This is a genomic window from Paracoccus sp. Z118 (assembly GCF_019061185.1).
Classification (GTDB): Bacteria; Pseudomonadota; Alphaproteobacteria; order Rhodobacterales; family Rhodobacteraceae; genus Paracoccus.
This window is the reverse complement of the sequence record NZ_JAHQZU010000001.1, coordinates 24,767-47,058: the sequence shown is the minus strand read 5'-3', so window position 1 is coordinate 47,058 and position 22,292 is coordinate 24,767. Positions and strand designations below refer to the sequence as shown.

20 protein-coding genes and 1 other RNA gene are annotated in these 22,292 nt (G+C 68.7%); 13 read left to right on the top strand and 8 right to left on the bottom strand.

Features of this window, described 5'->3' with window-relative positions; translation table 11 throughout:
* The first annotated feature begins 29 nt into the window (after window positions 1–29).
* Window positions 30–920 carry an EamA family transporter RarD gene (gene rarD / locus KTN05_RS00255; protein WP_217327371.1) on the top strand — a complete coding sequence of 297 codons (891 nt, stop codon included), beginning with the start codon at window positions 30–32 and terminating at the stop codon, window positions 918–920.
* Here the strand turns inward: rarD and ispG are convergent.
* The 3 genes from ispG to hemA all read right to left on the bottom strand — a co-directional run bounded on the left by ispG (window position 888) and on the right by hemA (window position 4,774).
* Entirely contained in the window at window positions 888–2,033 is a 1,146-nt protein-coding gene (gene ispG / locus KTN05_RS00250) for a flavodoxin-dependent (E)-4-hydroxy-3-methylbut-2-enyl-diphosphate synthase (protein ID WP_217327370.1), read from the bottom strand. The two genes, rarD and ispG, sit on opposite strands and share 33 nt — an antisense overlap.
* Window positions 2,034–2,154: 121 nt before the next feature.
* Entirely contained in the window at window positions 2,155–3,426 is a 1,272-nt protein-coding gene (locus KTN05_RS00245) for a helix-turn-helix domain-containing protein (RefSeq protein WP_217327369.1), read from the bottom strand.
* A gap of 118 nt (window positions 3,427–3,544) precedes the next feature.
* Window positions 3,545–4,774 (bottom strand): 5-aminolevulinate synthase, encoded by a 1,230-nt coding sequence (gene hemA, locus KTN05_RS00240; RefSeq protein ID WP_217327368.1) that lies wholly within the window; start codon window positions 4,772–4,774, stop codon window positions 3,545–3,547.
* Between the two features lie 161 nt (window positions 4,775–4,935).
* Between hemA and KTN05_RS00235 the strand changes: the two genes are divergently transcribed.
* A complete protein-coding gene (locus KTN05_RS00235; RefSeq protein WP_217327367.1) occupies window positions 4,936–6,321 on the top strand; it encodes a dipeptidase in 1,386 nt (461 codons plus the stop codon).
* A gap of 73 nt (window positions 6,322–6,394) precedes the next feature.
* On the opposite strand, the gene KTN05_RS00230 is transcribed toward KTN05_RS00235, so the two are convergent.
* Window positions 6,395–6,907, bottom strand: a complete 513-nt coding sequence (locus KTN05_RS00230) for a CarD family transcriptional regulator (RefSeq protein WP_217327366.1) — start codon at window positions 6,905–6,907, stop codon at window positions 6,395–6,397.
* Window positions 6,908–7,236: 329 nt separating this feature from the next.
* On the opposite strand from KTN05_RS00230, the gene KTN05_RS00225 reads away from it, so the two are divergent.
* The 3 genes from KTN05_RS00225 to KTN05_RS00215 all read left to right on the top strand — a co-directional run bounded on the left by KTN05_RS00225 (window position 7,237) and on the right by KTN05_RS00215 (window position 9,911).
* Window positions 7,237–8,280: an extracellular solute-binding protein gene (locus KTN05_RS00225; RefSeq protein WP_217327365.1), complete on the top strand. Its 1,044-nt coding sequence runs from the start codon at window positions 7,237–7,239 to the stop codon at window positions 8,278–8,280.
* 78 nt (window positions 8,281–8,358) lie between these two features.
* The gene (locus KTN05_RS00220; RefSeq protein WP_217327364.1) at window positions 8,359–9,444 is read left to right on the top strand and encodes a TRAP transporter substrate-binding protein; all 1,086 of its coding nucleotides are present in this window, start codon (window positions 8,359–8,361) and stop codon (window positions 9,442–9,444) included.
* A 50-nt stretch (window positions 9,445–9,494) separates the two neighbouring features.
* Window positions 9,495–9,911, top strand: coding sequence for a PaaI family thioesterase (locus KTN05_RS00215; protein WP_217327363.1), 417 nt, complete (start codon window positions 9,495–9,497; stop codon window positions 9,909–9,911).
* An 83-nt stretch (window positions 9,912–9,994) separates the two neighbouring features.
* Here KTN05_RS00215 and KTN05_RS00210 read toward each other — a convergent pair whose 3' ends face one another.
* Complete coding sequence (locus KTN05_RS00210; protein WP_217327362.1) at window positions 9,995–10,240, bottom strand: PepSY domain-containing protein; 246 nt, start codon at window positions 10,238–10,240, stop codon at window positions 9,995–9,997.
* Window positions 10,241–10,355: 115 nt separating this feature from the next.
* On the opposite strand from KTN05_RS00210, the gene ssrA reads away from it, so the two are divergent.
* Window positions 10,356–10,709, top strand: a transfer-messenger RNA (tmRNA) gene (ssrA, locus tag KTN05_RS00205).
* A 152-nt stretch (window positions 10,710–10,861) separates the two neighbouring features.
* On the top strand, window positions 10,862–12,145 hold the full coding sequence (locus KTN05_RS00200) for a glutamate-5-semialdehyde dehydrogenase (protein WP_217327583.1): 1,284 nt from the start codon (window positions 10,862–10,864) through the stop codon (window positions 12,143–12,145).
* Window positions 12,146–12,549: 404 nt separating this feature from the next.
* Here the strand turns inward: KTN05_RS00200 and KTN05_RS00195 are convergent, their stop codons facing one another.
* Window positions 12,550–13,200 carry a histidine phosphotransferase family protein gene (locus KTN05_RS00195; protein WP_217327361.1) on the bottom strand — a complete coding sequence of 217 codons (651 nt, stop codon included), beginning with the start codon at window positions 13,198–13,200 and terminating at the stop codon, window positions 12,550–12,552.
* 57 nt (window positions 13,201–13,257) lie between these two features.
* Between KTN05_RS00195 and KTN05_RS00190 the strand changes: the two genes are divergently transcribed.
* The 3 genes from KTN05_RS00190 (at window position 13,258) to KTN05_RS00180 (ending at window position 15,206) form a co-directional block, all read left to right on the top strand.
* Window positions 13,258–13,443: a DUF3553 domain-containing protein gene (locus KTN05_RS00190; protein WP_217327360.1), complete on the top strand. Its 186-nt coding sequence runs from the start codon at window positions 13,258–13,260 to the stop codon at window positions 13,441–13,443.
* Window positions 13,444–13,572: 129 nt separating this feature from the next.
* Window positions 13,573–14,355, top strand: a complete 783-nt coding sequence (locus KTN05_RS00185; RefSeq protein ID WP_217327359.1) for a GNAT family N-acetyltransferase — start codon at window positions 13,573–13,575, stop codon at window positions 14,353–14,355.
* Window positions 14,352–15,206: a 1-acyl-sn-glycerol-3-phosphate acyltransferase gene (locus tag KTN05_RS00180; protein WP_217327358.1), complete on the top strand. Its 855-nt coding sequence runs from the start codon at window positions 14,352–14,354 to the stop codon at window positions 15,204–15,206. The genes KTN05_RS00185 and KTN05_RS00180 overlap by 4 nt, the downstream gene beginning before the upstream one ends.
* Here KTN05_RS00180 and KTN05_RS00175 read toward each other — a convergent pair whose 3' ends face one another.
* Together KTN05_RS00175 and KTN05_RS00170 are read right to left on the bottom strand one after the other, a co-directional pair.
* Window positions 15,207–16,985 (bottom strand): SLC13 family permease, encoded by a 1,779-nt coding sequence (locus KTN05_RS00175; protein WP_217327357.1) that lies wholly within the window; start codon window positions 16,983–16,985, stop codon window positions 15,207–15,209.
* A 123-nt stretch (window positions 16,986–17,108) separates the two neighbouring features.
* Window positions 17,109–17,930, bottom strand: a complete 822-nt coding sequence (locus KTN05_RS00170) for a TIGR00282 family metallophosphoesterase (RefSeq protein ID WP_217327356.1) — start codon at window positions 17,928–17,930, stop codon at window positions 17,109–17,111.
* A 131-nt stretch (window positions 17,931–18,061) separates the two neighbouring features.
* On the opposite strand from KTN05_RS00170, the gene gpmI reads away from it, so the two are divergent.
* From gpmI to KTN05_RS00155, 3 genes are read left to right on the top strand one after another with little or no spacing between them, the layout of a single operon-like run.
* Window positions 18,062–19,585: a 2,3-bisphosphoglycerate-independent phosphoglycerate mutase gene (gene gpmI, locus KTN05_RS00165; protein WP_217327355.1), complete on the top strand. Its 1,524-nt coding sequence runs from the start codon at window positions 18,062–18,064 to the stop codon at window positions 19,583–19,585.
* Window positions 19,582–20,784 (top strand): murein hydrolase activator EnvC, encoded by a 1,203-nt coding sequence (locus tag KTN05_RS00160; protein ID WP_254367867.1) that lies wholly within the window; start codon window positions 19,582–19,584, stop codon window positions 20,782–20,784. Before gpmI ends, KTN05_RS00160 begins: the two co-directional genes overlap by 4 nt.
* Window positions 20,781–22,283, top strand: coding sequence for a S41 family peptidase (locus tag KTN05_RS00155; RefSeq protein ID WP_217327354.1), 1,503 nt, complete (start codon window positions 20,781–20,783; stop codon window positions 22,281–22,283). Before KTN05_RS00160 ends, KTN05_RS00155 begins: the two co-directional genes overlap by 4 nt.
* The last annotated feature ends 9 nt before the right edge of the window (window positions 22,284–22,292 follow it).

The following is a 22,292-nucleotide window of genomic DNA, read 5'->3' as shown; positions in this document are numbered from 1 at the left end:
GGGCGGCGGGCAGAGACGGAGAGCGACACGTGACCGAGCGGACGAGGGGCATTCTGTCCATGATCGGCGTCTGCGTGATCTGGGGCACCTCGCCGGTCTTCTACTACCTGCTGCGCCACGTTCCCCCGCCCGAGGTGCTTGCCCACCGCACGATCTGGTCGCTGGTCCTGTTCGCCGGGGTGCTGGCGGTGCAGGGCAGGCTGCACCGGCTGCGCGAGGCGCTGGGTCCACCCCATCTGCACCGGGTCATGCTGGCGGCGGTGATGATCTCGGCCAACTGGGGCGTGTTCATCTGGTCGGTCCAGAACGGCCATGTCGTCGAATCCTCGATCGGCTACTACATCTATCCGCTGGTCGCCGTCCTCTTCGGCGTGGCGCTGTTCCACGAGCGGCTGCGGCCGCTCCAGAAGCTTGCGGTCGCGCTGGCGACGTCGGCCGTCGTGGTGCTGACCCTCGGGCTGGGGGCGGCGCCGTGGATCAGTCTCATCATCGCCGTGACCTTCGGCTTCTACGGCGTCATCAAGAAGGCGCTGCCGCTGGGGTCGGTGCAGTCGGTGACGGCCGAGGTCGCGGTGCTGGCGCCGCTGGCGCTCGGCTGGCTGGCGCTGGTGCATCTGGGGCTGCTGCCCGGCCTTGGCAGCGGCGCGTTCGGGTCCGACCTGTGGACGAGCGTCCTGCTGGTCATGTGCGGGCCGATGACGGCCATTCCGCTGATGCTGTTCGCCCGCGCCGCCCGGTCGGTGGACATGGCGACGGTGGGGCTGATCGGCTATCTGAACCCGACGCTGCAATTCCTGTGCGCGGTGGTGATCTTCGGCGAGGTGTTCACCCGCTGGTACATGATCGCCTTCGCCATGATCTGGACGGCGCTGGCGATCTGGTCGGCGTCAGCCTTCCGCGCGGGCCAATTCCGGCGCTGAGGGCTCCTCGGCGCTCGCCAACGCCTCGGCCCGCTGCTCGACCAGTTCGACGATATGGTCGATCATCTGGGCGTTGCTCATCTTGTGGCTCTGCTTGCCGGCCATGTAGACCATGCCGCTGCCCGCGCCGCCGCCGGTGAAGCCGAGATCGGTCATCAGCGCCTCGCCCGGCCCGTTCACCACGCAGCCGATGATCGACAGGCTCATCGGCACCTTGATGTGTTCCAGCCGCTGCTCCAGCGCCTCGACCGTCTTGATGACATCGAAGCCCTGCCGCGCGCAGGACGGGCAGGAGATGATCTGCACCCCGCGCGTGCGCAGGCCGAGCGACTTCAGGATCTCGTAGCCGACCTTCACCTCTTCCACCGGATCGGCCGACAGCGACACGCGGATCGTGTCGCCGATGCCGGACCACAGCAGGTTGCCCATGCCGACGGCGGATTTCACGGTGCCGCCGCGCAGGCCGCCCGCCTCGGTGATGCCCAGATGGATCGGCGCGTCCGTCGCCTCGGCCAGCGCCTGATAGGCGGCGGCGGCGAGGAACACGTCGGACGCCTTCACGCTGATCTTGAACTCGTGGAAGTCGTTGTCCTGCAGCAGCTTGATGTGGTCGAGGCCGCTTTCCACCATCGCGTCGGGGCACGGCTCGCCGTATTTCTCCAGCAGGTGCCGCTCCAAGCTGCCGGCGTTGACGCCGATGCGGATCGAACAGCCGTGATCGCGCGCGGCCTTGATGACCTCGCGCACGCGGGACGGCTCGCCGATATTGCCGGGGTTGATCCGCAGGCAGGCGGCGCCGGCCTCGGCGGCCTCGATGGCGCGGCGGTAGTGGAAATGGATGTCCGCGACGATCGGCACCGGGCTTTCCCGCGTGATCTCGCGCAGGGCGCGAGTCGAGCCCTCGTCGGGGGTCGAGATGCGGACGATATCGGCGCCCGCGTCGGCGGCCTGGATCACCTGCGCCAGCGTCGCGCGCACGTCCGACGAATCGGTGTTCGTCATCGTCTGCACGCTGATCGGCGCGTCGCCCCCGACCGGAACATTACCCACCATGATCCGCCGCGACTTGCGACGGTCGATGTTGCGCCAGGGACGGATGGGATTGTGGCTCATGCGCCTCGTGCCTTTTGCTGCTGGCCCCCAGATAAGCCGACAGGCACGGCGGGGCAACCGCCGCGCCAAGCGAATCCCCGTGAGCATGGCCTTGAGCGCGGCCTTGAGCGTGGGTCTGGTGTCAGCCCCCCGGCCGCGGCGTCGGCGGGGCCGCGCCGCCCGCGCCTGCCTCCTCCGGCTCGCCGATCAGCGGCGCGGCCGAGGCCAGCGCCACCATCTGCGCCAGTTCCGGGTCCGAGGTGAGATCTGCGGCGGCGAAGCGTTCGGTCAGGGCGGCGGGGGACAGTTCGATGTTCTTCACCACCTGCGCGCCGGGGGCCGCCGGGCCGTAGGTCTGGCCGCTGACCGCGAAATAGACCGCGCCGGAGTTGCCCGCCCGCAGGACCGGCGGCTGCTCCAGCTTGGGCAGGGTGAACCGCTCACCCGCGTCCATCGTCTTTTCCAGGATCACCGTGCCATCGGCGCTGCTGACGCGCACCCAGGCGGGACGCACGGCGAGCAGTTCCAGTTCGGCCGCGTCCGCCGCGACGGTGCGGACCGCCTGGTCCTGCCCCGCCGGCAGTTGCGGGCCATGCGCCATCGCCGCCGCATCGGGGGCAGGCGTCGCCGCCAGTGCGGTCTGGATCGCCTCCTCCATCGGGTCGGGCAGGCCGGGATCGATGGCGGCGATGGGCCCGTCGCGCGGCGTCATCACCGGCACTTCCAGCGCCTGCGGGCGATAGATGCGGTCCAGCGCCTCGGGCTGCGGCAGGTCGATGGCGGCCAGGTCCTGCGACAGCTCGGGGGCCTGCATCTCCTGCACGGGGTCCAGCGCGGCGACGATGCCCGGCGACTGGTCCGAAGGGGTCAGCCGGACCTTCTGCACCTCCTGCAGGACCGACCAGCCGCCATAGCCGAGCCCGACCGCCAGCGCGACCATCACGGCGATCGAGCCGATGGCCCGCGGCTCGATCCCCGACCAGAAGCTTTCCGGCTGGGGGATGAACAGCGCCTTGGGATTGGCCAGCGCCTCGGCCGGATCGGCGGGGCGGCGCTGTGGCTTGGGACCGGAGGCGGCGGGGGCCATGCCATGCACCGGCTGAAAGCCCGATTCCTCGCAGAAGTGACGGAAGGTCCAGTCCGGGTCCATGCCCAGATACTTGGCGTAGGAGCGGACATAGCCGGCGATGAAGCTGGGCGCGTCGAAGGCCGAGACGTCGCAATTCTCGATCGCGGCGACATAGCTCGCGCGGATGCGCAACTCGCGCTGCACGTCCAGCAGCGACTTGCCCAGCGTCGCGCGTTCCCCGCGCATCACATCGCCCAGCCGCATCTCGAAATCGTCGAACCGGGGCGCTGACCGCACCTCGGAAGAATTGTCGTTGGCCGGACGTTCCGTCCGCATGCCGATCATCTGCGCCTGCCCCAATACTCGAAGAGTTTGCCACTACCGCTTTAACGCGAATCTGGCACGTTTTGATTGAGGAAATCTTATCACGGGTCCGCGAGGACGGCACCCGTTGATTTTGGGGTCAGGCGACCGCGTGGGCGCGATTCAGCGCACAGCGTGACCAGAGCGCATCCATCGCCAGCACCAGCCGGTCGATCTGCTTGGGATCATGCACCGGCGATGGCGTGAAGCGCAGCCGCTCGGTCCCGCGCGGAACGGTGGGGAAGTTGATCGGCTGGACGTAGATGCCGAACTCGTCCAGCAGCAGGTCCGACAGCATCTTGCAGTGGACCGGATCGCCGACATGGACCGGCACGATATGCGTGCCCCGGTCGTCGATCGGCAGGCCCAGCCCGCGCAGCCGCATCTTGAGGATGCGGGCGTTGGTCTGCTGCGCGTCCCGCAGCACCTGCCCCTCGGGCGTCTTGAGGAACGCGATGGAGGCCGCCGCCCCGGCGGCGATCACCGGCGGCAGCGAGGTGGTGAAGATGAAGCCCGGCGCATAGCTGCGCACCGCGTCGCACATCTTCGCCGAGGCGGCGATATAGCCGCCGAAGACCCCGAACGCCTTGCCCAGCGTTCCGTTGAAGATGTCGATGCGGTCCATCAGCCCGTCCCGCTCGGCCACGCCGCCGCCGCGGGGGCCGTACATGCCGACCGCGTGGACCTCGTCCAGATAGGTCAGGGCGTTGAACTCGGCCGCCAGGTCGCAGACCGCCTCGATCGGGCCGAAATCGCCATCCATCGAATAGATCGACTCGAAGGCGATCAGCTTGGGCAGCGCCGGATCGTCGGCTTCCAGCAGCTCGCGCAGGTGGTCCACGTCGTTGTGGCGGAAGATGCGCTTGGCGCCGTCGAAACGCTTGATCCCCTCGATCATCGAGGCGTGGTTCAGCTCGTCCGAATAGATGATGAGGCCGGGGAACAGCTTGCGCAGCGTGGACAGCGTGCCGTCATTGGCGGTGTAGGCCGAGGAAAAGACCAGCGCCGCTTCCTTGCCGTGCAGATCGGCGAGTTCCGCCTCCAGCCGCTTGTGATAGACCGTGGTGCCCGAGATGTTGCGCGTCCCGCCCGATCCGGCGCCGGTCGCGTCAAGCGCCTCGTGCATGGCGCCCAGCACCGCCGGGTGCTGACCCATCCCCAGGTAGTCGTTGCCGCACCAGACGGTGATTTCCTGTTCCGTGCCGTCCGGGCGGGTCCAGATGGCCTGCGGGAAATGGCCCTTGCGGCGCTCGATGTCGATGAAGGTGCGGTAGCGGCCTTCCTCGTGCAGCCGGCCAAGCGCGAGATCCAGAGCGGCTTCGTAATCCATGAGCGTTCCCTTGCGTATCTGGCTGGGTGCGGCCATCGTCCGGCCGCAAAGCTTCTGGACTTGATAAGCCGAACGGTCCGCGTTTGACAGCCCCTCGGGCGATTCATGCGACCTTTGGGCGCAGAAGAACCTGATGAAACGACTAGGGAAAGGCCGGCACGATGAAGGATGACAAGGCATTGGGCAGGGTTCTGGCCAGCCTGGACGCGGGCCTGTCCGAGGCGCTGGAGCGGCTGAAGGAGTTCATCCGCATCCCCTCGGTCGGGACCGATCCGGCCCATGATGCCGACACCCGCCGCGCGGCGGAATGGCTGCGCGATCAGTTGGCAGGGCTGGGATTCGATGCCGCGGTGCGCGAGACGGCGGGGCAGCCGATGGTGGTCGCCCACTCCGCGCCGGGCGGGAGGCGCAAGATCCTGTTCTACGGCCATTACGACGTCCAGCCGGTCGATCCGCTGCATCTGTGGGACCGGGATCCCTTCGATCCGGCCATCGAGGATACGCCCGACGGCCCGGTGATCCGCGGCCGCGGCGCCTGCGACGACAAGGGCCAGCTGATGACCTTCGTCGAGGCGATGCGGGCGTGGAAGGCCGTGCATGGCCGCGTCCCTGACGGCCTGACGCTGCTGTTCGAGGGCGAGGAAGAATCCGGCTCGCCCAGCCTGCAGCCGTTCCTGACGGCGAACGAGGACGAGCTGCGCGCGGACCTCGCGCTGATCTGCGACACCTCGCTTTATTCGGACGGGCGGCCCGCGATCACGACCCAGCTTCGCGGCCTGATGGGCGAGGAGATCGTGATCCGCGCCGCCGACCGCGACCTGCATTCGGGCAGCTTCGGGGGCCTTGCCGCGAACCCCGTGCAGGTGCTGGCGAACGCGCTGGCCGCCGTGAAGGACGCCGAGGGGCGCATCACCCTGCCCGGCTTCTACGATGGCGTCGAGGAGCTGACGAACCAGCTTCGCGCCGACTGGGACGATCTGGGCTTCGACACCGAGGAATTCCTGTCCCGCGTGGGCCTCAAGCAGCCCATCGGTGAAAAGGGCCGCTCGGGGCTGGAGATGGTCTGGTCGCGCCCGACGTTCGAGATCAACGGCATCGCCGGCGGCTATGCGGGCGAGGGATTCAAGACCGTCCTGCCCGCCGAGGCCCGCGCGAAGGTCAGCTGCCGCCTGGTCGCCGGGCAGGACCCGGACCGCATCCGCGCGGCGCTGCGCGAGCATGTCCGCCGCTTCGTCCCCGAGGATTGCACCGTCGAATTCATCGGCCACGGCAACTCGCCCGCCAGCCGCATGGACATATCCGACCCGGCCTTCGCCGCGGCGAAGGAGGCGCTGAGTGAGGAATGGGGCCGTGAGGCGGCGTTCATCGGCGCGGGCGGCTCGATCCCCATCGCGGGGGATTTCCAGACGATCCTCGGCATGGACACGATGCTGATCGGCTTCGGCCGCGACGACGACCGCATCCATTCCCCGAACGAGAAATACAACGTCGAAAGCTTCTCCCGTGGGGCGCGAAGCTGGGCACGGATCATGGCGCGGCTGGTGTGATCCCGGCCCGGCATCGCCCAGCAACGCAAAAGGCCCGCGCGAGGCGGGCCTTTTCAATTCAAACGGCGGCGGCTCAGGCTGCGACGCGCGAGGTCAGGACCGATTCCACCTTCTTCTGCGCCCCGCCCTCGTCGATGCCGCTGACGGCGGCGACTTCGCGGGTCAGGCGGTCCAGCGCGGCTTCGTAAAGCTGACGCTCGGAATAGCTCTGCTCGCGCTGGTCGTCGCTGCGATGCAGGTCGCGCACGACTTCCGCGATCGACAGCAGATCGCCCGAGTTGATCTTCTGCTCATACTCCTGCGCCCGGCGCGACCACATCGCGCGCTTGACGCGGGCCTTGCCCTTCAGCGTCTCCAGCGCGCGGTCCACCAGATCGGGCGAGGCGAGGCCCCGCATCCCGATCGCGGTCGCGCGCGCGGTCGGAACGCGCAGGGTCATCTTGTCCTTTTCGAACGAGATCACGAACATTTCCAGACGCAGGCCGGCAACTTCCTGCTCTTCGATCGACACGATACGGCCGACGCCATGCGCCGGATAGACGACGAAATCATCGGGACGGAATTCATTCTTCTTGGTCTTCGACATCGAGCTTCCTTCCAGGCGCCCCGGAGGGCGGGCGCAAAAAAACCCGGACGGGTCGCCCCGCCCCGGGTCCGTTGAGCTTGTTGTTAGTCCACCGGGCAGACGGCGGACCGGGCAGTCTGATTGGGACGACGCAGCAAAAACCACCTCGCCCCAGAACAAATGTGGAAGTCTTGTAACACGAATCACCCCCGAAAACAAAGAAAATCGGTTGACATCGCTGGCGGCGCCCGGAACACGCGCGCTCCCGCCCCTTACCGTCGATTTGCCATCTTGCCGCCAAGCGCCCGGCGCGGTTAGCGTTCCGCCCAAACCTTGGAGGGGAACGACCCATGACCTACCTGCGCTCGACGGCCATGCTGCTGGCCCTGATGACGACCCCCGCGCTGGCCGCCGACGCCGAGCTGACCGTCTTCGACTGGTCCGGCTTCGAAGACCCGCGCATCTTCCAGAAATACATCGACCAGCATGGCGACGTGCCCACCTTTGCCTTCTATGGCGACGACGACGAGGCGTATCAGAAGCTCGCCTCGGGCTTTCGCGCGGATGTCGCCCATCCGTGCAGCCAGATGGTGTCGAAATACCGCGACGCCGGGCTGATCGACCCGTGGGACACCTCGCGCATCCCGAACTTCGCCGACATTGCCCCCCGCTTCCTCGATTCCGAAATCTTCCAGGACGATGAGGGCGTCTGGTACATCCCGACCGACTGGGGCGCGACCGCCATCGCCTACAACACCGAGAACGTCCCCGCCGAGGACGTGGCGAGCCTGAACGTCTTCGTCAACCCCGCCTATCAGGGCCGCACCAGCCTGCCCGATTCAGCCGATGACGTCTGGGCGCTGGGGTATCTCGCGACCGGCACGACCGACTGGACCGAGGTCACGGACGAGCAGTTCAACGCCGCCGCCGACTGGCTGCGGCAGGCGCATCAGAACGTGCAGGCCTACTGGACCGACCCGGCCTCGCTGAACCAGATGATGGCGTCTGGCGGGGTGGACGTGGCGTGGTCGTGGAACGACAGCCCGACCCAGCTTGCCGAAGAAAACTTCCCCATCGGCTTCCAGCGCGAACCGGCCGAGGGCAGCTCGACCTTCTTCTGCGGGTTCATCAACCTCAAGAACGGGCCCGGCAGCGAGGACAAGACCTACGACTTCATCAACGCCTGGCTGGACCCGTCGGCCGCGCAGGGCGTGCTGGATGTCGTCGGCTACGGCCACACCACCAACGCCGGGATGGATCTGGTGAAGGACGACCCGCGCGTGCAGGCCGGCCTCAGCGAGGTGGACGTGCCGCTGCTGGCCCAGACCCCGAACGACCCGGCGCAGCGCGAGCGTCAGCTTGCCGAGTTCGAGAAGATCAAGGCCGGGTTCTGATCCGTCCTTTCTGACACAGGCGGGGCGCGGCCGGTCGGCCCCGCCCCTTTCCGACTGCCTCACCCGAAAGAAGATACCATGAAACGTCGCGACTTCCTGTCCACCGCCGCAGTCGGCTCTGCCGCCACGATGCTGGCCGCCCCCGCGCTGGCGCAGGCCCAGCCCACCGTCAGCTGGCGCCTGACCTCGAGCTATCCGAAAAGCCTCGAGACGCTCTACGGCATTTCCGACCAGCTCTCGCGCCGCATCGCCGAAATGACGGATGGGGGCTTCACCATCCAGCCCTTCGCGGCGGGCGAGCTGGTGCCGGGGCTTCAGGCACTGGACGCCGTGACCGACGGCACGGTGGAGTGCGCGCACACGCTGGGCAGCTACAACATCGGCAAGGACCCGACCTGGGGCTTCGACACCTCGCTGCCCTTCGGCCTGAACACCCGGCAGACGATCGCCTGGCTGCATTACGGCGGCGGGCTGGAGCTGATGAACGAGTTCATGGCTCCGTTCAACGTCCGCACCATTCCGGCGGGCAACACCGGCGCGCAGATGGGCGGCTGGTATCGCAAGCAGATCACGTCCGTGGCGGACCTCAACGGCCTCAAGCTGCGGATCGCGGGGCTGGGCGGCACGATCCTGTCGCGGCTGGGCGTCGTCCCGCAGCAGATCGCGGGCGGCGACATCTACGCCGCGCTGGAACGCGGCACCATCGACGCGGCCGAATTCTCGGGGCCGCTGGACGACGAGAAGCTGGGCTTCCAGCGCGTCGCCCCGCATTACTACTATCCCGGCTGGTGGGAGGGCACGGCGAACGTCGGCCTTTACGTCAACCTCGACCGCTGGAACGCCCTGCCCGCGCATTTCCAAGCCGCGCTGGAGGCCGCCTGCGCCGAGACGATGACCCACTGCATCGCCAAATACGACAACGGCAACCCCGACGCGCTGCTGCGGCTGGTGCAGGCGGGCGCGCAGGTCCATGCCTTCCCCGACGACGTTCTGGCCGCCGCCTTCGCGGAATCGCGCAAGCTGTATGACGAATACGCGCAGTCGAACGACAACTTCCGCAAGGTCTATGAGCAGTGGTCGGCCTACTGGCTGAAGCAGCAGCAGTGGATGCGGATCGCCGAGCTGCCCTACGACTACTTCAACGCAAGCCAGGCGGCGCGCTGACGAAACCCGGCCGGCTCGTGTAGGGGCCGGCCCCGGACCGGGACCCACATATGGATCGCGACGAACAGGAACGCATCGCCTTCGACCAGCCCGCCTTTGCGCATCTGCTGGGCTTCCGAATGATCTCTGTCCAGAAGGACGAGCTGGTGGCCGAGATGGAGGTGACGCCCGAACTGGCCAACCGCAACGGCGTCATGCATGGCGGCGCGATCATGGCGCTGGCCGACAATATCGGCGGCACCGCGACGATCATCAACCTGCCTCCGGGCAAGTCCACCACGACGCTGGAAAGCAAGACCAACTTCCTGCGTCCGATCCGCGTGGGCGACAAGGCGACGGCGCGCTGCGTGCCGCTTCACCGGGGCCGCACGACGATGGTGTGGCAGACGACGATCTCGCGCGGGGACGGCAAGCCCGCCGCCATCGTGACCCAGACGCAGGTCGTGATCGACTGGCGCAAGGCCTGACCGCGCCGCGCGACAGGTGACTCGCAGAAGGTGAAGGGGCCGCGCTTCCTGCGCGGCCCCTTCCGTTCAGCCCCTGTGCCGGATCAGCGCGGGCGGCCGGTCATCGGGTCGATGTCCACCTCGACCTCGCGGCCGTCGCGGGTGCGGTATTCGACTTCCCAGTAGCCGTCATTATCCCATTCGATGCTTTCGACATAATGCAGGTCGTCGCCCAGCTCGGCCTCGACCGTCGCGGCGATCTGCGACAGCCTCGGCGCGTCGTCGGCGGGGGGCGCGGCCACCGCTGCCAGCGGCATCATCAGGGCGAGCGGCAGGACAAGGGAACGCATCGTGATCTATCCTTCGTTCATGGTCAGCGCCCTTCAACGCGCCGGAGCCGGGTTCGTTTCCTCACCGCGCCGTGTACCGGTCCTGCCCCGAAGCCGCGAGACGGTCCCCGAGATAACCCTTGTCAGCCGCCCCGCGGCTTCCTAGATTGGCTGTGTCCGGGTTCGCCCGGACTATGGACATAAACGCGCAGGTAATAACCGGATCGGACCCGGGGGCGGTACCCGGCGGCTCCACCAAACTCCCTCGTTGGGGGCACATGGGGCCGAAACAGGATCGACGAACGTCTAAAGCTGTTAGCTTTGTCTCGGTGAGCTACCACCGTTATCGGTGCGAAAAGTACAGTTGCCAACGACAACCGTGCTCCGGTCGCTCTGGCTGCGTAAGCAGCTCGGGTAACCGAAACCTAAGCCCTTCCGCCTAGCAGCGTAAGGCGGGGCCCGCAGGAGCCTGGCAACAGAATCCTGCACCTTCCCCCCCTTTTCCTCGTATATTGCGCCCTCACGGATGCCCCCAGACACGGGCGCTGGCCGCCGCCACGCGCAGCGACTATGTTGCCGCCAGGTTCGAGCGCCCCGCGCGAACCGGCGGATGACGGCGCCCCACAGGATGAGAACGCGATGATGGACGACACCTCGAACGGGATTGAAACCCTGACCGCCGACGAGCTGATCGCCCGCATGGGCGCCCGCGCGCGCGAGGCGGCCGCCTCGCTCAGCGTCGCCTCGGCCGAGCGCAAGCACGCCGCCCTGATCGGCGCCGCGCAGCTTCTGGTCGAGCGCGAGGCGCAGATCCTCCACGCCAATGCCGAGGATCTGGTCAATGCCGAGCGGAAGGGCCTGCCCCTCGCGATGGTGGACCGGCTGCGGCTGGATTCGGGGCGGGTGCGCGGCATCGCGGACGGGCTGCGGGCGGTGGCCGAGCAGCCCGATCCGGTCGGCCGGGTGCTGGCCGAATGGGACCGCCCGACCGGGCTGCATATCCGCCGCGTCTCGACCCCGCTGGGGGTGCTGGGCGTGATCTATGAAAGCCGCCCGAACGTGACCGCCGATGCGGGCGCGCTGGCGGTGAAGTCGGGCAACGCGGTGATCCTGCGCGGCGGATCGGATTCGCTGCATTCCTCGGCGGCGATCCTGTCCTGCATGGCCGAGGGGCTGCGCCAGGCGGGGCTGCCCGAGGCGGCGATCCAGATGGTGCCGACCGGCGACCGCGCGGCCGTGACGGCGATGCTGCGGGCGCAGGGGCTGATCGACGTCATTATTCCGCGCGGCGGCAAGGGGCTTGTCAGCCTTGTGCAGGCCGAGGCGCGGGTGCCGGTCTTCGCCCATCTGGAGGGGATCTGCCACGTCTATGCCGACCGCGACGCCGATCTGGAAAAGGCCCGGCGCGTGGTGCTGAACGCCAAGACCCGCCGCACCGGTATCTGCGGCGCGGCCGAGTGCCTGCTGATCGACCGGGAGTTCTACAGCAGGCACGGCGACGTGCTGATCCGCGACCTGCTGAACGCCGGCGTCGAGGTCCGGGCCGAGGGCGAGCTGGCGAATATCCCCGGCACCGTCCCGGCCACCCCCGAAGATTTCGGCCACGAGTTCCTGGACAGCATCATCGCCGTGAAGCTGGTGGACGGGGTGGAGGGCGCGATCGGCCATATCCGCCGCTACAGTTCCGGCCACACCGAGTCGATCCTGACCGAGAATGACGCCGCCGCCGAGCGGTTCTTCCGCGAGCTTGATTCCGCGATCCTGATGCGGAACGCCTCGACCCAGTTCGCGGATGGCGGCGAGTTCGGGATGGGCGCGGAAATCGGCATCGCCACGGGCAAGATCCATGCCCGCGGACCGGTGGGCGCGGAGCAGCTGACGAGCTTCAAGTATCTGGTGACGGGCGACGGGGCAGTTCGGGCCTGAGCGGCTGGTGACGGAGGCACCGATCGCTTCGGACCCATCGCCACCTATAATCAACGCCGCTGAAGAAAACGGGCCACAAGCCCGTTTTCGGGCGGTTCGGCAAAGCCTGCGCGACGGAAGGACGCGTCCGCACGGGTGGGCGCGAACGCGCCCGCCAAGGGGCGGGCGGGCGCGTCCCGGTCCGCTTTGGGCGAACCGGGCGGGTATCGCGGGCAGGTCGTGAAGTCGGCGGTGGCGTTACTGGCTACTGACCGGACGCGCGACAGACCGCCTCCTGCGGGAAAGACGGGAGCTCCCTTCCGCCCATATCAACGGACGCCCTCGTGCCGGCCCATCTCGCGGCGAATGGGTGCGCTGCGGGCTCGACTGTCCCGATGAGCGCCCCGCCCCTCTCAGACGCCCCCTCAGAACGAAATCTCCGCCCCGCTCTCGTCCAGCTCGCCCGCCAGCGGGCGCCCCGCGGCCAGTGCATGGGCGGCGAGCAGCGCGAACTGCACCTCGGGGGCGGAAGGCTCCTCCAGATGCGAGCGGCCCGGTTGCAGCCACGCCCAGAGATGCGGCGCCGGGCGGGTGCGGGCGGCCTCGGCCACCAGACGCCAGCCCTGCGCGCCGCGGCAGATCAGCACCCGCCCGCCCCATGGCAGCGCCGTTTCCAGGCACATCACCGCCAGCAGGATCATCCGCGCCTCGCCGCGCGGCAGGTCCCCCTCGGCGTCGAGCTGCACTTGCAGCCGCCCGCCCGCGCCGCCGCCGCTGCCGATGTCGCGCAGCAGGTTCCGCAGGTCGCCCACGGACAGGCGCTGGTCCGGCGCGGTATGGCCGAAGGCCACGCGGAACACGCGGATCCGCGCCCGCGCCGCCTCGACACTGTCGGCGATCAGTTGCAGCTCCGGCGAGGGGCCGGGGGCGGGCGGCCCCCCCATCTCGATCAGCTCGACCCCGTTGCCGATCGCGCCCAGCGGCGAGACGAGGTCATGGCACAGCCGCGAGGCGACGAGCGCGGCGAGCCGTTCGGCGGCGATGGCCGGCAGGGCCGGACTGGTCGTGCAATCCATCACCGGCTAGCCTGAGGGCAGCCGCGCGGGCAGACGGGAAGCAGGGGGAAAATCGTCATGAATGAAATCCTGGAACCTGGAATGATGGTCCGTCACCCCGGCGCGCCCGACTGGGGCGTCGGGCAGGTCCAGTCCCGCGTGGGCGACCGCATCGTCGTCGCCTTCGCCGATGCCGGAAAGCAGGTCATCGACGGGTCGCGGGTCAGGCTGGAACTGGTGGATGGCGGAGCCGGCATGAACTGAACCATAATGCAACCCCCGGTTACGTCAAGCGGGAGTCATGTTCCCGTGATGAGCGAAAATCAGCCGGGTTGCACGGAAGCCGCGCGGACCCTAGACAACCCTCATCCTCCACCACAAGGGACAGAGCACATGACGCCCGACGCCTCGTGGTTCGAGATCCGCCTTGCGGCCAACGAGGCCGACCTGCTCGCCGCGCAGCGCCTGCGCTACCGCGTCTTCGTCGAGGAGCTGGGCGGCGACGGCCCGCTGGTCGACCACCAGAACCGGCTCGAACGGGACGAATTCGACCCCATTGTCGATCACCTTGTGCTGGTGGACACCCGCCGCGATCCGGCGGCGCTGGATCATGTCGTCGGCGTCTATCGCCTCCTGCCGGGCGACCGGGGCCACGCGTTCGGCCGTTTTTACTGCGATTCCGAATACGACCTGACTCGGCTGAAGGCCTCGGGCCGCACGCTGGTCGAACTGGGCCGGTCCTGCATGGATGCCGATTATCGGGGCGGCTCGGGCATGTTCCTGATGTGGAACGCGCTGGCCGACTATGTGCTGAACCGCGGGCTGGAGGTTCTGTTCGGGGTCGCCAGTTTCCACGGCACCGACCCGGCGCCCCTCGCTCCGGCGCTGTCGTGGCTGCATCACCACCACCTCGCGCCCGAGGCGATCCGCCCCGTCGCCCTGCCCGAAGGTTATCAGCGCATGGACCTGATCCCGGAAGCCGGTCTGGACCGGCGCGAGGCGCTGCTGGCGATGCCGCCGCTGATCAAGGCCTATCTGCGGCTCGGCGGGGTCGTGGGCGAAGGCGCCTTCGTGGACCGGGCGTTCAACACGACTGACGTGCTGCTGCTGATGGACACCCAGGCGATGTCGGGTCGCCACCGCCGGTTCTACGAAGGCCGCGGCCAGAGCGCATGACCCCGCCCTCGCCCGAGGCCGCCAGCTATACCGGGCGCGAGGCCACGTGGCGCGGCGGAACCCCTCCGCCCCTGCCCCGGATCGGGCCGGCCGGCTGGGTGCTGGTGGCGCTGCGGGGGGCGGCGGTCGTTTCGGTCCTGCTGATCGGTGTCCTGCTGCTTCTGCCGCTGCGCGCGGGTGAGCGGCTGGCCGCCGGCCCGCGCCGCCCCGTCACCGGGCCGTGGGTGCAGGGCGTCTGCCGGTTGAGCCTGTGGTGCATGGGGATCGGCTGGCGGCGCATCGGGCGGCCCATGCGCGGGCCGGGCACGGTGGTCGCCAACCATTCCAGCTGGCTCGACATCCTCGTTCTGAACGCGGCGATGCCGGTGTTCTTCGTCAGCAAGGCCGAGGTGGCGGGCTGGCCCGGCATCAACATCCTGACCCGCGTCACCAACACCCATTTCGTCGCCCGCGACCCGCGCCTCGCCCGCCAGCAGGCCGCCGAGTTCGCCGCCCGCACAGCCGCCGGTCACCGGCTGCTGTTCTTTCCCGAAGGCACCAGCACCGACGGCCGCCGGGTCCTGCCGTTCAAGCCGACGCTGTTTCAGGGATTCCTCGATCCCGCTTTGCCCGAGGGGCTGGCGGTCCAGCCGGTCACCGCCAGCTATCACGCGCCGCCGGGGCGCGATCCGCGCTTCTATGGCTGGTGGGGCGACATGGATCTGGGCCCGCATCTGCTGGCGGTCTTGGCCCAGCCGCGTCAGGGCAGCGTCACCGTCACGCTGCACCCGCCGATCCCGGTCGCGGGGCAGGACCGCAAGCGCCTTGCCGCGCAGGCCGAGGCGGCGGTGCGCAGCGCGATGGACGCCTGACTACAGCGGCCAGAACAGCGGGATCGTTAGGCAGGCGACGATGCCCGTCACGATGTCCATCGGAATGCCGATCCGCAGGAAGTCGCTGAAGCGGTAGCCGCCGGGGCCATAGACCATCATGTGCGTCTGATAGCCGATCGGCGTCGCAAAGGCGACCGAGGCCGAGAACATCACCGCCACCACGAAGGCGCGGGGGTCATGGCCAAGCTGCAGCGCAAGCTCGATGGCGATGGGGGTGAGGATGACGGCGACGGCGTTGTTCGACAGCACCTCGGTCAGCGCGAGCCCGAGGAAATAGACGCAGACCAGCGTCCAGAAGGGCGACATTCCCTGCATCCACGGCGCCACCGCGTCCACGATCAGCTCGACAGCGCCGGTATGCTCCAGCGCCGCGCCGATCGCGAGCATGGCGAAGATCATGGCGAGCAGCCGCGCCTCGACGAAATCGAACGCTTCGTCGGGATCGACGCAGCTGGTCAGCAGGATCACGGCCGCCGCCACGAAGGCCAGCGCCATGATCGGGGCGAGGTCGAGCGCCGCCAGCACGACGACGAACAGCAGCGCCCCGATCGCGATGGGGGCGTGGCGGCGGCGGAACGGCTTGGTCGTGGGATGCGTCACGCCGGTCAGGTCCATGTCGGACACCAGCCGGGCGATATCCTCGGGCGCGCCTTCCAGCAGCAGGGTGTCGCCGACGCGGATCTCCAGATCCTCGAGCTGGCGGCCGAAGTTCTGGTTCCGGCGATGCGCGGCGATGGGATAGACGCCATAGCGCCGCCGCAGGCGCAGGTCCCCCAGCCGCCGGCCGATCATCCGGGCGCCGGGCGAGATCAGCACCTCGACCGTGGTGGTCTGGACCGAGGACAGCTTGTCGAGCGCCCGCAGGTCCTTGTTCTTCTGCATCTCCAGCAGGTCGGCCATTTCCGAACGCAGCACCACGCGGTCGCCCGGCTCCAGCACGACATTCGCCATGTCGCGGCGCAGCGAGGCGTCGCCCCGCAGCACGTCGATCACCCGCACCGCGTCGCGCTTGAACATCTTCACGTCATTGACGTTCATGCCGACGATGCTGCTGTCCTCGGGGATGGCGACCTCGGTGAAATACTTCATCTCGGCGCGGTTGGTCAGGAACCCGGACAGGCTGGCCCGGTCGGGCAGCAGGCGGTGGCCGACCAGCGCCATGAAGGCGCCCCCGGCCAGCGTCACCGCGACGCCCACCGGCAGGATGTCGAAGATGCCGAAGGGCTGCATCCCCCGGTCCTGCACGACCCCGTCCACCAGCAGGTTGGTCGAGGTGCCGATCAGCGTCAGCATCCCGCCCATGACGGTGAAGTAGCTCAGCGGGATCAGCAGCTTGCTGGGCGAGATATTGGCACGCGCCGCGACCTGGATGACGATGGGGATCATCACGGCGACGACCGGCGTGTTGTTCATGATCCCCGAGGCGACCGCGACGAAGGCGAACAGCACGCAGATCGTCAGCACCGGCTGGGTATCGGCGCGGTTCGCCACCTGACGCGACAGCGCCTCGAGCGCGCCGGTCCGCAGCAGGCCGCCCATGATGATGAACATGAAGGCGATGGTCCACGGGGCCGAGTTCGACAGCACCGCCGCCGCGTCCCGATGGGGCAGCAGCCCCAGCGCCAGCATCAGCGCGGCAGCGCCGATGGCGACGACCTCGGGCGGCTGCTTTTCCCGCACGAACAGGACGAAGGTGATGGCGATGATGACCAGCACGGCGATGGCGGCCGATTGGCCGGTCAGTGCGAAACCGAACATGCGTATGCAACCTCTGCGCGTCTGCCGCCGGGGCGGAGGTGCCGGAAAAACCCGTCCGGCGCAAGTCGGAGGGGGTTGGAGCGGGCCGCTTCCGCCGATGCGAGGCCGTGCATCAGCGCGGCGTCAGCCCTTGATCCCATGCGTCGGCACCAGCCGTCCGCCGTCGCGCAGCGCCTCGACCGCCGTCGCAAGGCCGGTGCGGTCGTCGGTCGTGACCAGCACGCCGGACAGCGTCGCCTCGCCCTCGGCGGGGGTGAAGCGGTCGCGGCCCATGCCGGTCAGGAAGCGGCGCATCGGCTCGGCCTTGTCCATGCCGATGACGCTGTCGTAATCGCCGCACATCCCCGCGTCGGACTGATAGGCGGTGCCGCGCGGCAGGATCTGGGTGTCGGCGGTCGGGACATGGGTGTGGGTGCCCACCACGAGGCTCGCGCGGCCGTCGCAGTAATGACCCATCGCCATCTTCTCGCTGGTCGCCTCGGCGTGGATGTCCAGCACGGCGGCCTGCACCATGCCGCCGGGCGGATGGGCGCGCAGCACCGCGTCGACGGCGCTGAAGGGATCGTCGAAGGGGCGCTTCATGAACACCTGCCCCAGCGCCTGCAGCACCAGCACCTTGCGCCCGCGCGCGTCCGAAAACACCCGAAAGCCCCGCCCCGGCGCCTCGCGCGCGTAGTTCAGGGGGCGCAGGACGCGCGGCTCGGTGTCGATGAAGGACAGCATGTCCTTCTGGTCGAAGGCGTGGTCGCCGAGCGTCAGGCAGTCGGCCCCGGCGTCCAGCAGAAGTTTCGCATGGGCGGCGGTCAGGCCCATGCCGCCGCTTGCATTCTCGCCGTTCACGATCGTGAAATCGGCCTTGAGGCTGGCCTTGAGCGCAGCCAGCCGGTCGGTGATCGCCCGGCGGCCCGAACGGCCCATCACATCGCCAAGAAAGAGGATTCTCATGCGGCGAACCTAAGCCCAAGTCCGGCCCGCGTCCACGGCGACGTGCTTGCCCCCACGCTTGCCCCCTGCGACGGGTGCGCGTAAAAACCCGCGACCGGCGAAATCCGGCCCCTTCCGCGAAAGGCCATGCGATGACCGCTCCGAAACCCGTCGTTCTGTGCATCCTCGACGGCTGGGGCATCTCGGACCGGCCGGAGCAGAGCGCGCCCGATCAGGCCCGCACGCCGAACATGGACCGGCTGCTGGCCGAGTGCCCGCACGCCACGCTCATCACCTATGGCCCCGATGTCGGCCTGCCGCGCGGGCAGATGGGCAATTCCGAGGTCGGGCACATGAATATCGGCGCGGGCCGGGTCGTGGCGATGGATCTGGGCCAGATCGACCTCGCCATCGAGGATGGCAGCTTCTTCCAGAACCCCGAGATTGCCGGCTTCGCGGATCGCGTCTCGGCGGCGGACGGGACGGCGCATCTGCTGGGCGTCGTCTCGGACGGGGGCGTTCACGGCCATGTCAGCCACATCGTCGCCGCCTGCCGCGCGATGACCGAACGGGGGGTGCCGGTCGTGGTCCACGCGATCACTGACGGGCGCGATGTGCCGCCGCAATCGGCGCCGGGGTTCATTGCCGCACTACAGGCCGCCCTGCCCCAAGGGGCCCGGATCGGCACCGTGATCGGCCGTTATTTCGCGATGGACCGCGATAACCGCTGGGACCGGGTCAGCCGCGCCTATGCCGCCATCGTCCGCGCCGAGGGGCTGACCGCGCCGAATGCTGCCGAGGCTGTCAGCGCCGCCTATGCCCGCGGCGAGACCGACGAGTTCATCCAGCCCACCGTGCTTTCGGGCTATGCCGGGGCGAAGGACGGCGACGGCGTCTTCTGCCTCAACTTCCGCGCCGACCGCGCGCGCGAGATCATGGCGGCGCTGGCCGATCCCGATTTCACCGCCTTCCCCACAGCCAGCCGCCCCCGCTGGTCCGCCGTGCTGGGGATGGTGGACTACTCGGCCCGCCACAGCGAATTCATTGCCGCCGCCTATCCCAAGCAGGTGGTGGAGAACACGCTCGCGCACTGGGTCTCGCTGCGCGGGCTGCGTCAGTTCCACATCGCCGAGACCGAGAAATATCCCCATGTCACCTTCTTCCTGAACGGCGGCCGCGAGGCGCCCGAGCCGGGCGAGGACCGCTTCATGCCGGCCAGTCCGAAGGTCGCCACCTACGACCTGCAACCCGAGATGTCCGAGCCCGAGGTGGCCGAGCGGCTCGTCGGCGCGATCGGGGCGGGCTACGACCTGATCGTGGTGAACTTCGCCAATCCCGACATGGTCGGCCATACCGGCAGCCTGTCCGCCGCCATCCGCGCCTGCGAGGCGGTGGATGACGGCGTGGGCCTGATGCTGGCGGCGCTGGACCGCGCGGGCGGCGCGGCGGTCATCATCGCCGACCACGGCAACTGCGAGACGATGATCGACCCGGAAACCGGCGGCCCGCACACCGCCCACACCACCAACCCGGTGCCGGTGATCGTCTATGGCGGCCCGGCGGGCGCCGGTGTGATCGACGGGCGCTTGGCCGATGTCGCGCCGACGGTGCTGGAGCTGATGGGCATCGAGCCGCCGGAGCAGATGACCGGCCATTCGCTGATCCGCCGCGCATGATCCTGCGTCCGGTCCTTACGGCCCTGCTCGCCGGTCTGCTGGCGGCGACGCCCCCGGCGCTTGCTGCCCAGCCGATCAATCCGGCCGAGGCGGCGGCGCGCGACGCGGCGCTTGCGGCCGAGCAGCTGCGCTCGGCGCTGGGGCAGATGGATCAGGCGCTGACCAAGGACGATCAGGTCGTCGCGCTGACGGAAATCATCCGCGCCTACGAGATCGGCCTTGCCGCCCTGCGCGACGGGCTGCGCCGCGCAGGCCTGCGCGAGGCCGAGATCCGCGAGCAGTTCGACGCCCGCCGCGACCGGCTGGGCCGGGTGCTGGGGGTGATGACGACGATGCAGCGCTCGCCCGAAACGGCGCTGCTGCTGCACCCGGCCGGGCCGACCAGCACGGCGCGATCCGGCATGATCCTCCATTCGGTCGTCCCGGCGCTTCAGGACGAGGCGGACAAGCTCAAGGACGATCTGGACGAGATCGCGACCGTCCGGGCGCTGGAAACCAGCGCCGCCAACACGCTGGCCGAAGGGCTCGGCCAGGTGCAGGAGGCGCGGCGCCTGCTCGCCTCGGCGGTGACGGACCGCTCGTCCCTGCCGGTCCGGTTCGGCGACGCGCCCGAGGAGGTGCGCACCCTGATCCAGTCCGCCGACACGCTGGACGCCTTTGCCAGCGGCATTGCGGGGATGGAAAAGGACATCGGCGCCCCGATGGCGGATTTCGAGGGCGCGCAGAGCAGCCTGCCGCTGCCGGTCATGGGCACGGTGCTGCGCGGCTACAACCAGCCCGACGCGGCCGGGGTCGAACGCCCCGGCCTGACCATCGCCACCGCCCCCGCCGCGCTGGTCACGACGCCATGGGCCGCGACCATCCGCTATCGCGGGCCGCTGCTCGATTACGGCAACGTGATGATCGTTGAACCCGCGCGCGGGTATCTTCTGGTCGTCGCCGGACTAGATCAGGTTTTCGGTGAGATCGGCGACGTCCTGTCGGCCGGCGAGCCTCTGGGATTGATGGGCGGGCAGGAAGGCTCAGCCACGGAATTCGGCCCCGCCTTCGTGGCCAACGCCGCGACGGGCAGCATCGCGGGCCAGACCGAGACGCTGTATCTTGAATTGCGTCACGGGAAGGAAACACTGGACCCTGCCGACTGGTTCGTGATGAATCCGGTTGTGGGGCAGGCTCAGCAGGTCAGGACAACCGAATGAAGCACTATCTGATAGCAGGGATCGCCGGCACGCTGGCCGGGGTTCTTGTCACGACGCAGCTCGCCGGGCCGCTGATCGCGCAGGAATCCGGGCGCAATGCCTCCGTCTATCAGGAACTCGACCTGTTCGGCAGCGTGTTCGAACGGGTGCGCCGCGACTATGTGGAACAGGTGGACGACAAGACCCTGATCGAGGCGGCGATCAACGGGATGCTGACCTCGCTGGACCCGCATTCCTCGTTCCTGTCGTCGTCCGATTACGAAGACATGCAGACCCAGACCCGCGGCAGCTTCGGCGGCCTCGGGATCGAGGTCGGGCAGGAAGACGGGCTCGTCAAGGTCATCTCGCCCATCGACGACACCCCCGCCGCCGAGGCGGGTGTGCAGGCGGGCGACTATATCAGCCATGTTGACGGCGAATCGCTGATGGGCCTGTCGCTGGATCAGGCGGTCGAGAAGATGCGCGGCCCGGTCGGGTCCGAGATCACCATCACCATCCTGCGCGAGGGCGAAAGCGAGCCCTTCGACATCACGATCATGCGCGACACGATCAAGCTGCAGGTGGTCAAGACCCGGACCGAGGGCGACACCATCGTCCTGCGCGTGTCCACCTTCAACGACGAGACCTATTCCACCCTGCAGACGCAGATGGATCAGGCGATCGAGGAAGCCGGCGGCATCGACGAGGTGGAGGGGTTCGTCCTCGACCTGCGCAACAACCCCGGCGGGCTGCTGGATCAAGCGGTGCTGGTGTCCGACGCGTTCCTCGACGCGGGCGAGATCACCTCGACCCGCGGCCGCAACCCCGAGGACAGCGAACGCTGGAACGCGGAACCGGGCGATCTGGCGCAGGGCAAGCCGATGGTCGTGCTCATCAACGGCGGTTCGGCCAGCGCGTCCGAAATCGTGACCGGCGCGCTTCAGGACCACCGCCGCGCCATCGTCGTCGGCACCAAGAGCTTCGGCAAGGGCTCGGTCCAGACGGTGATGCCGGTGACATCCGACAGCGCCATCCGCCTGACCACCGCGCGCTACTACACGCCCTCGGGCCGGTCCATCCAGGCGCTGGGGATCAACCCCGACATCATCGTCCAGCAGCCCCCGGCCCGCCCGCAGGAGGATGAGGACGACAAGCCCCGCAGCGCGTCGAACTTCAACACCTCGGAAAGCGACCTGCGCGGGGCGCTGAACAACGATTCGATCAGCGACGAGATGAAGCAGCAGATCGAGGAAGAGGCCAAGCAGGTGGAGGCGACGGCCAAGCTGCGCGAGGAAGACTATCAGCTCGCCTACGCCATCGACATCCTCAAGGGTCTGGCGGCGGTGAACTATCGCGCGTCCGAAGTCCCGGCTGCGGCCAAACCCGCCGTGACCGGCGAAGACGCGACCACGGGCGAGCCCGTGCCGGACGCCGTGGACAACCAGACCGACGCCGCGCCCGGCCAGAACCCCGGCGCCCCGGTGGCGCGCCCGGCGAACCATCCGGTGCCCCGCCCGTGAGCGATGACG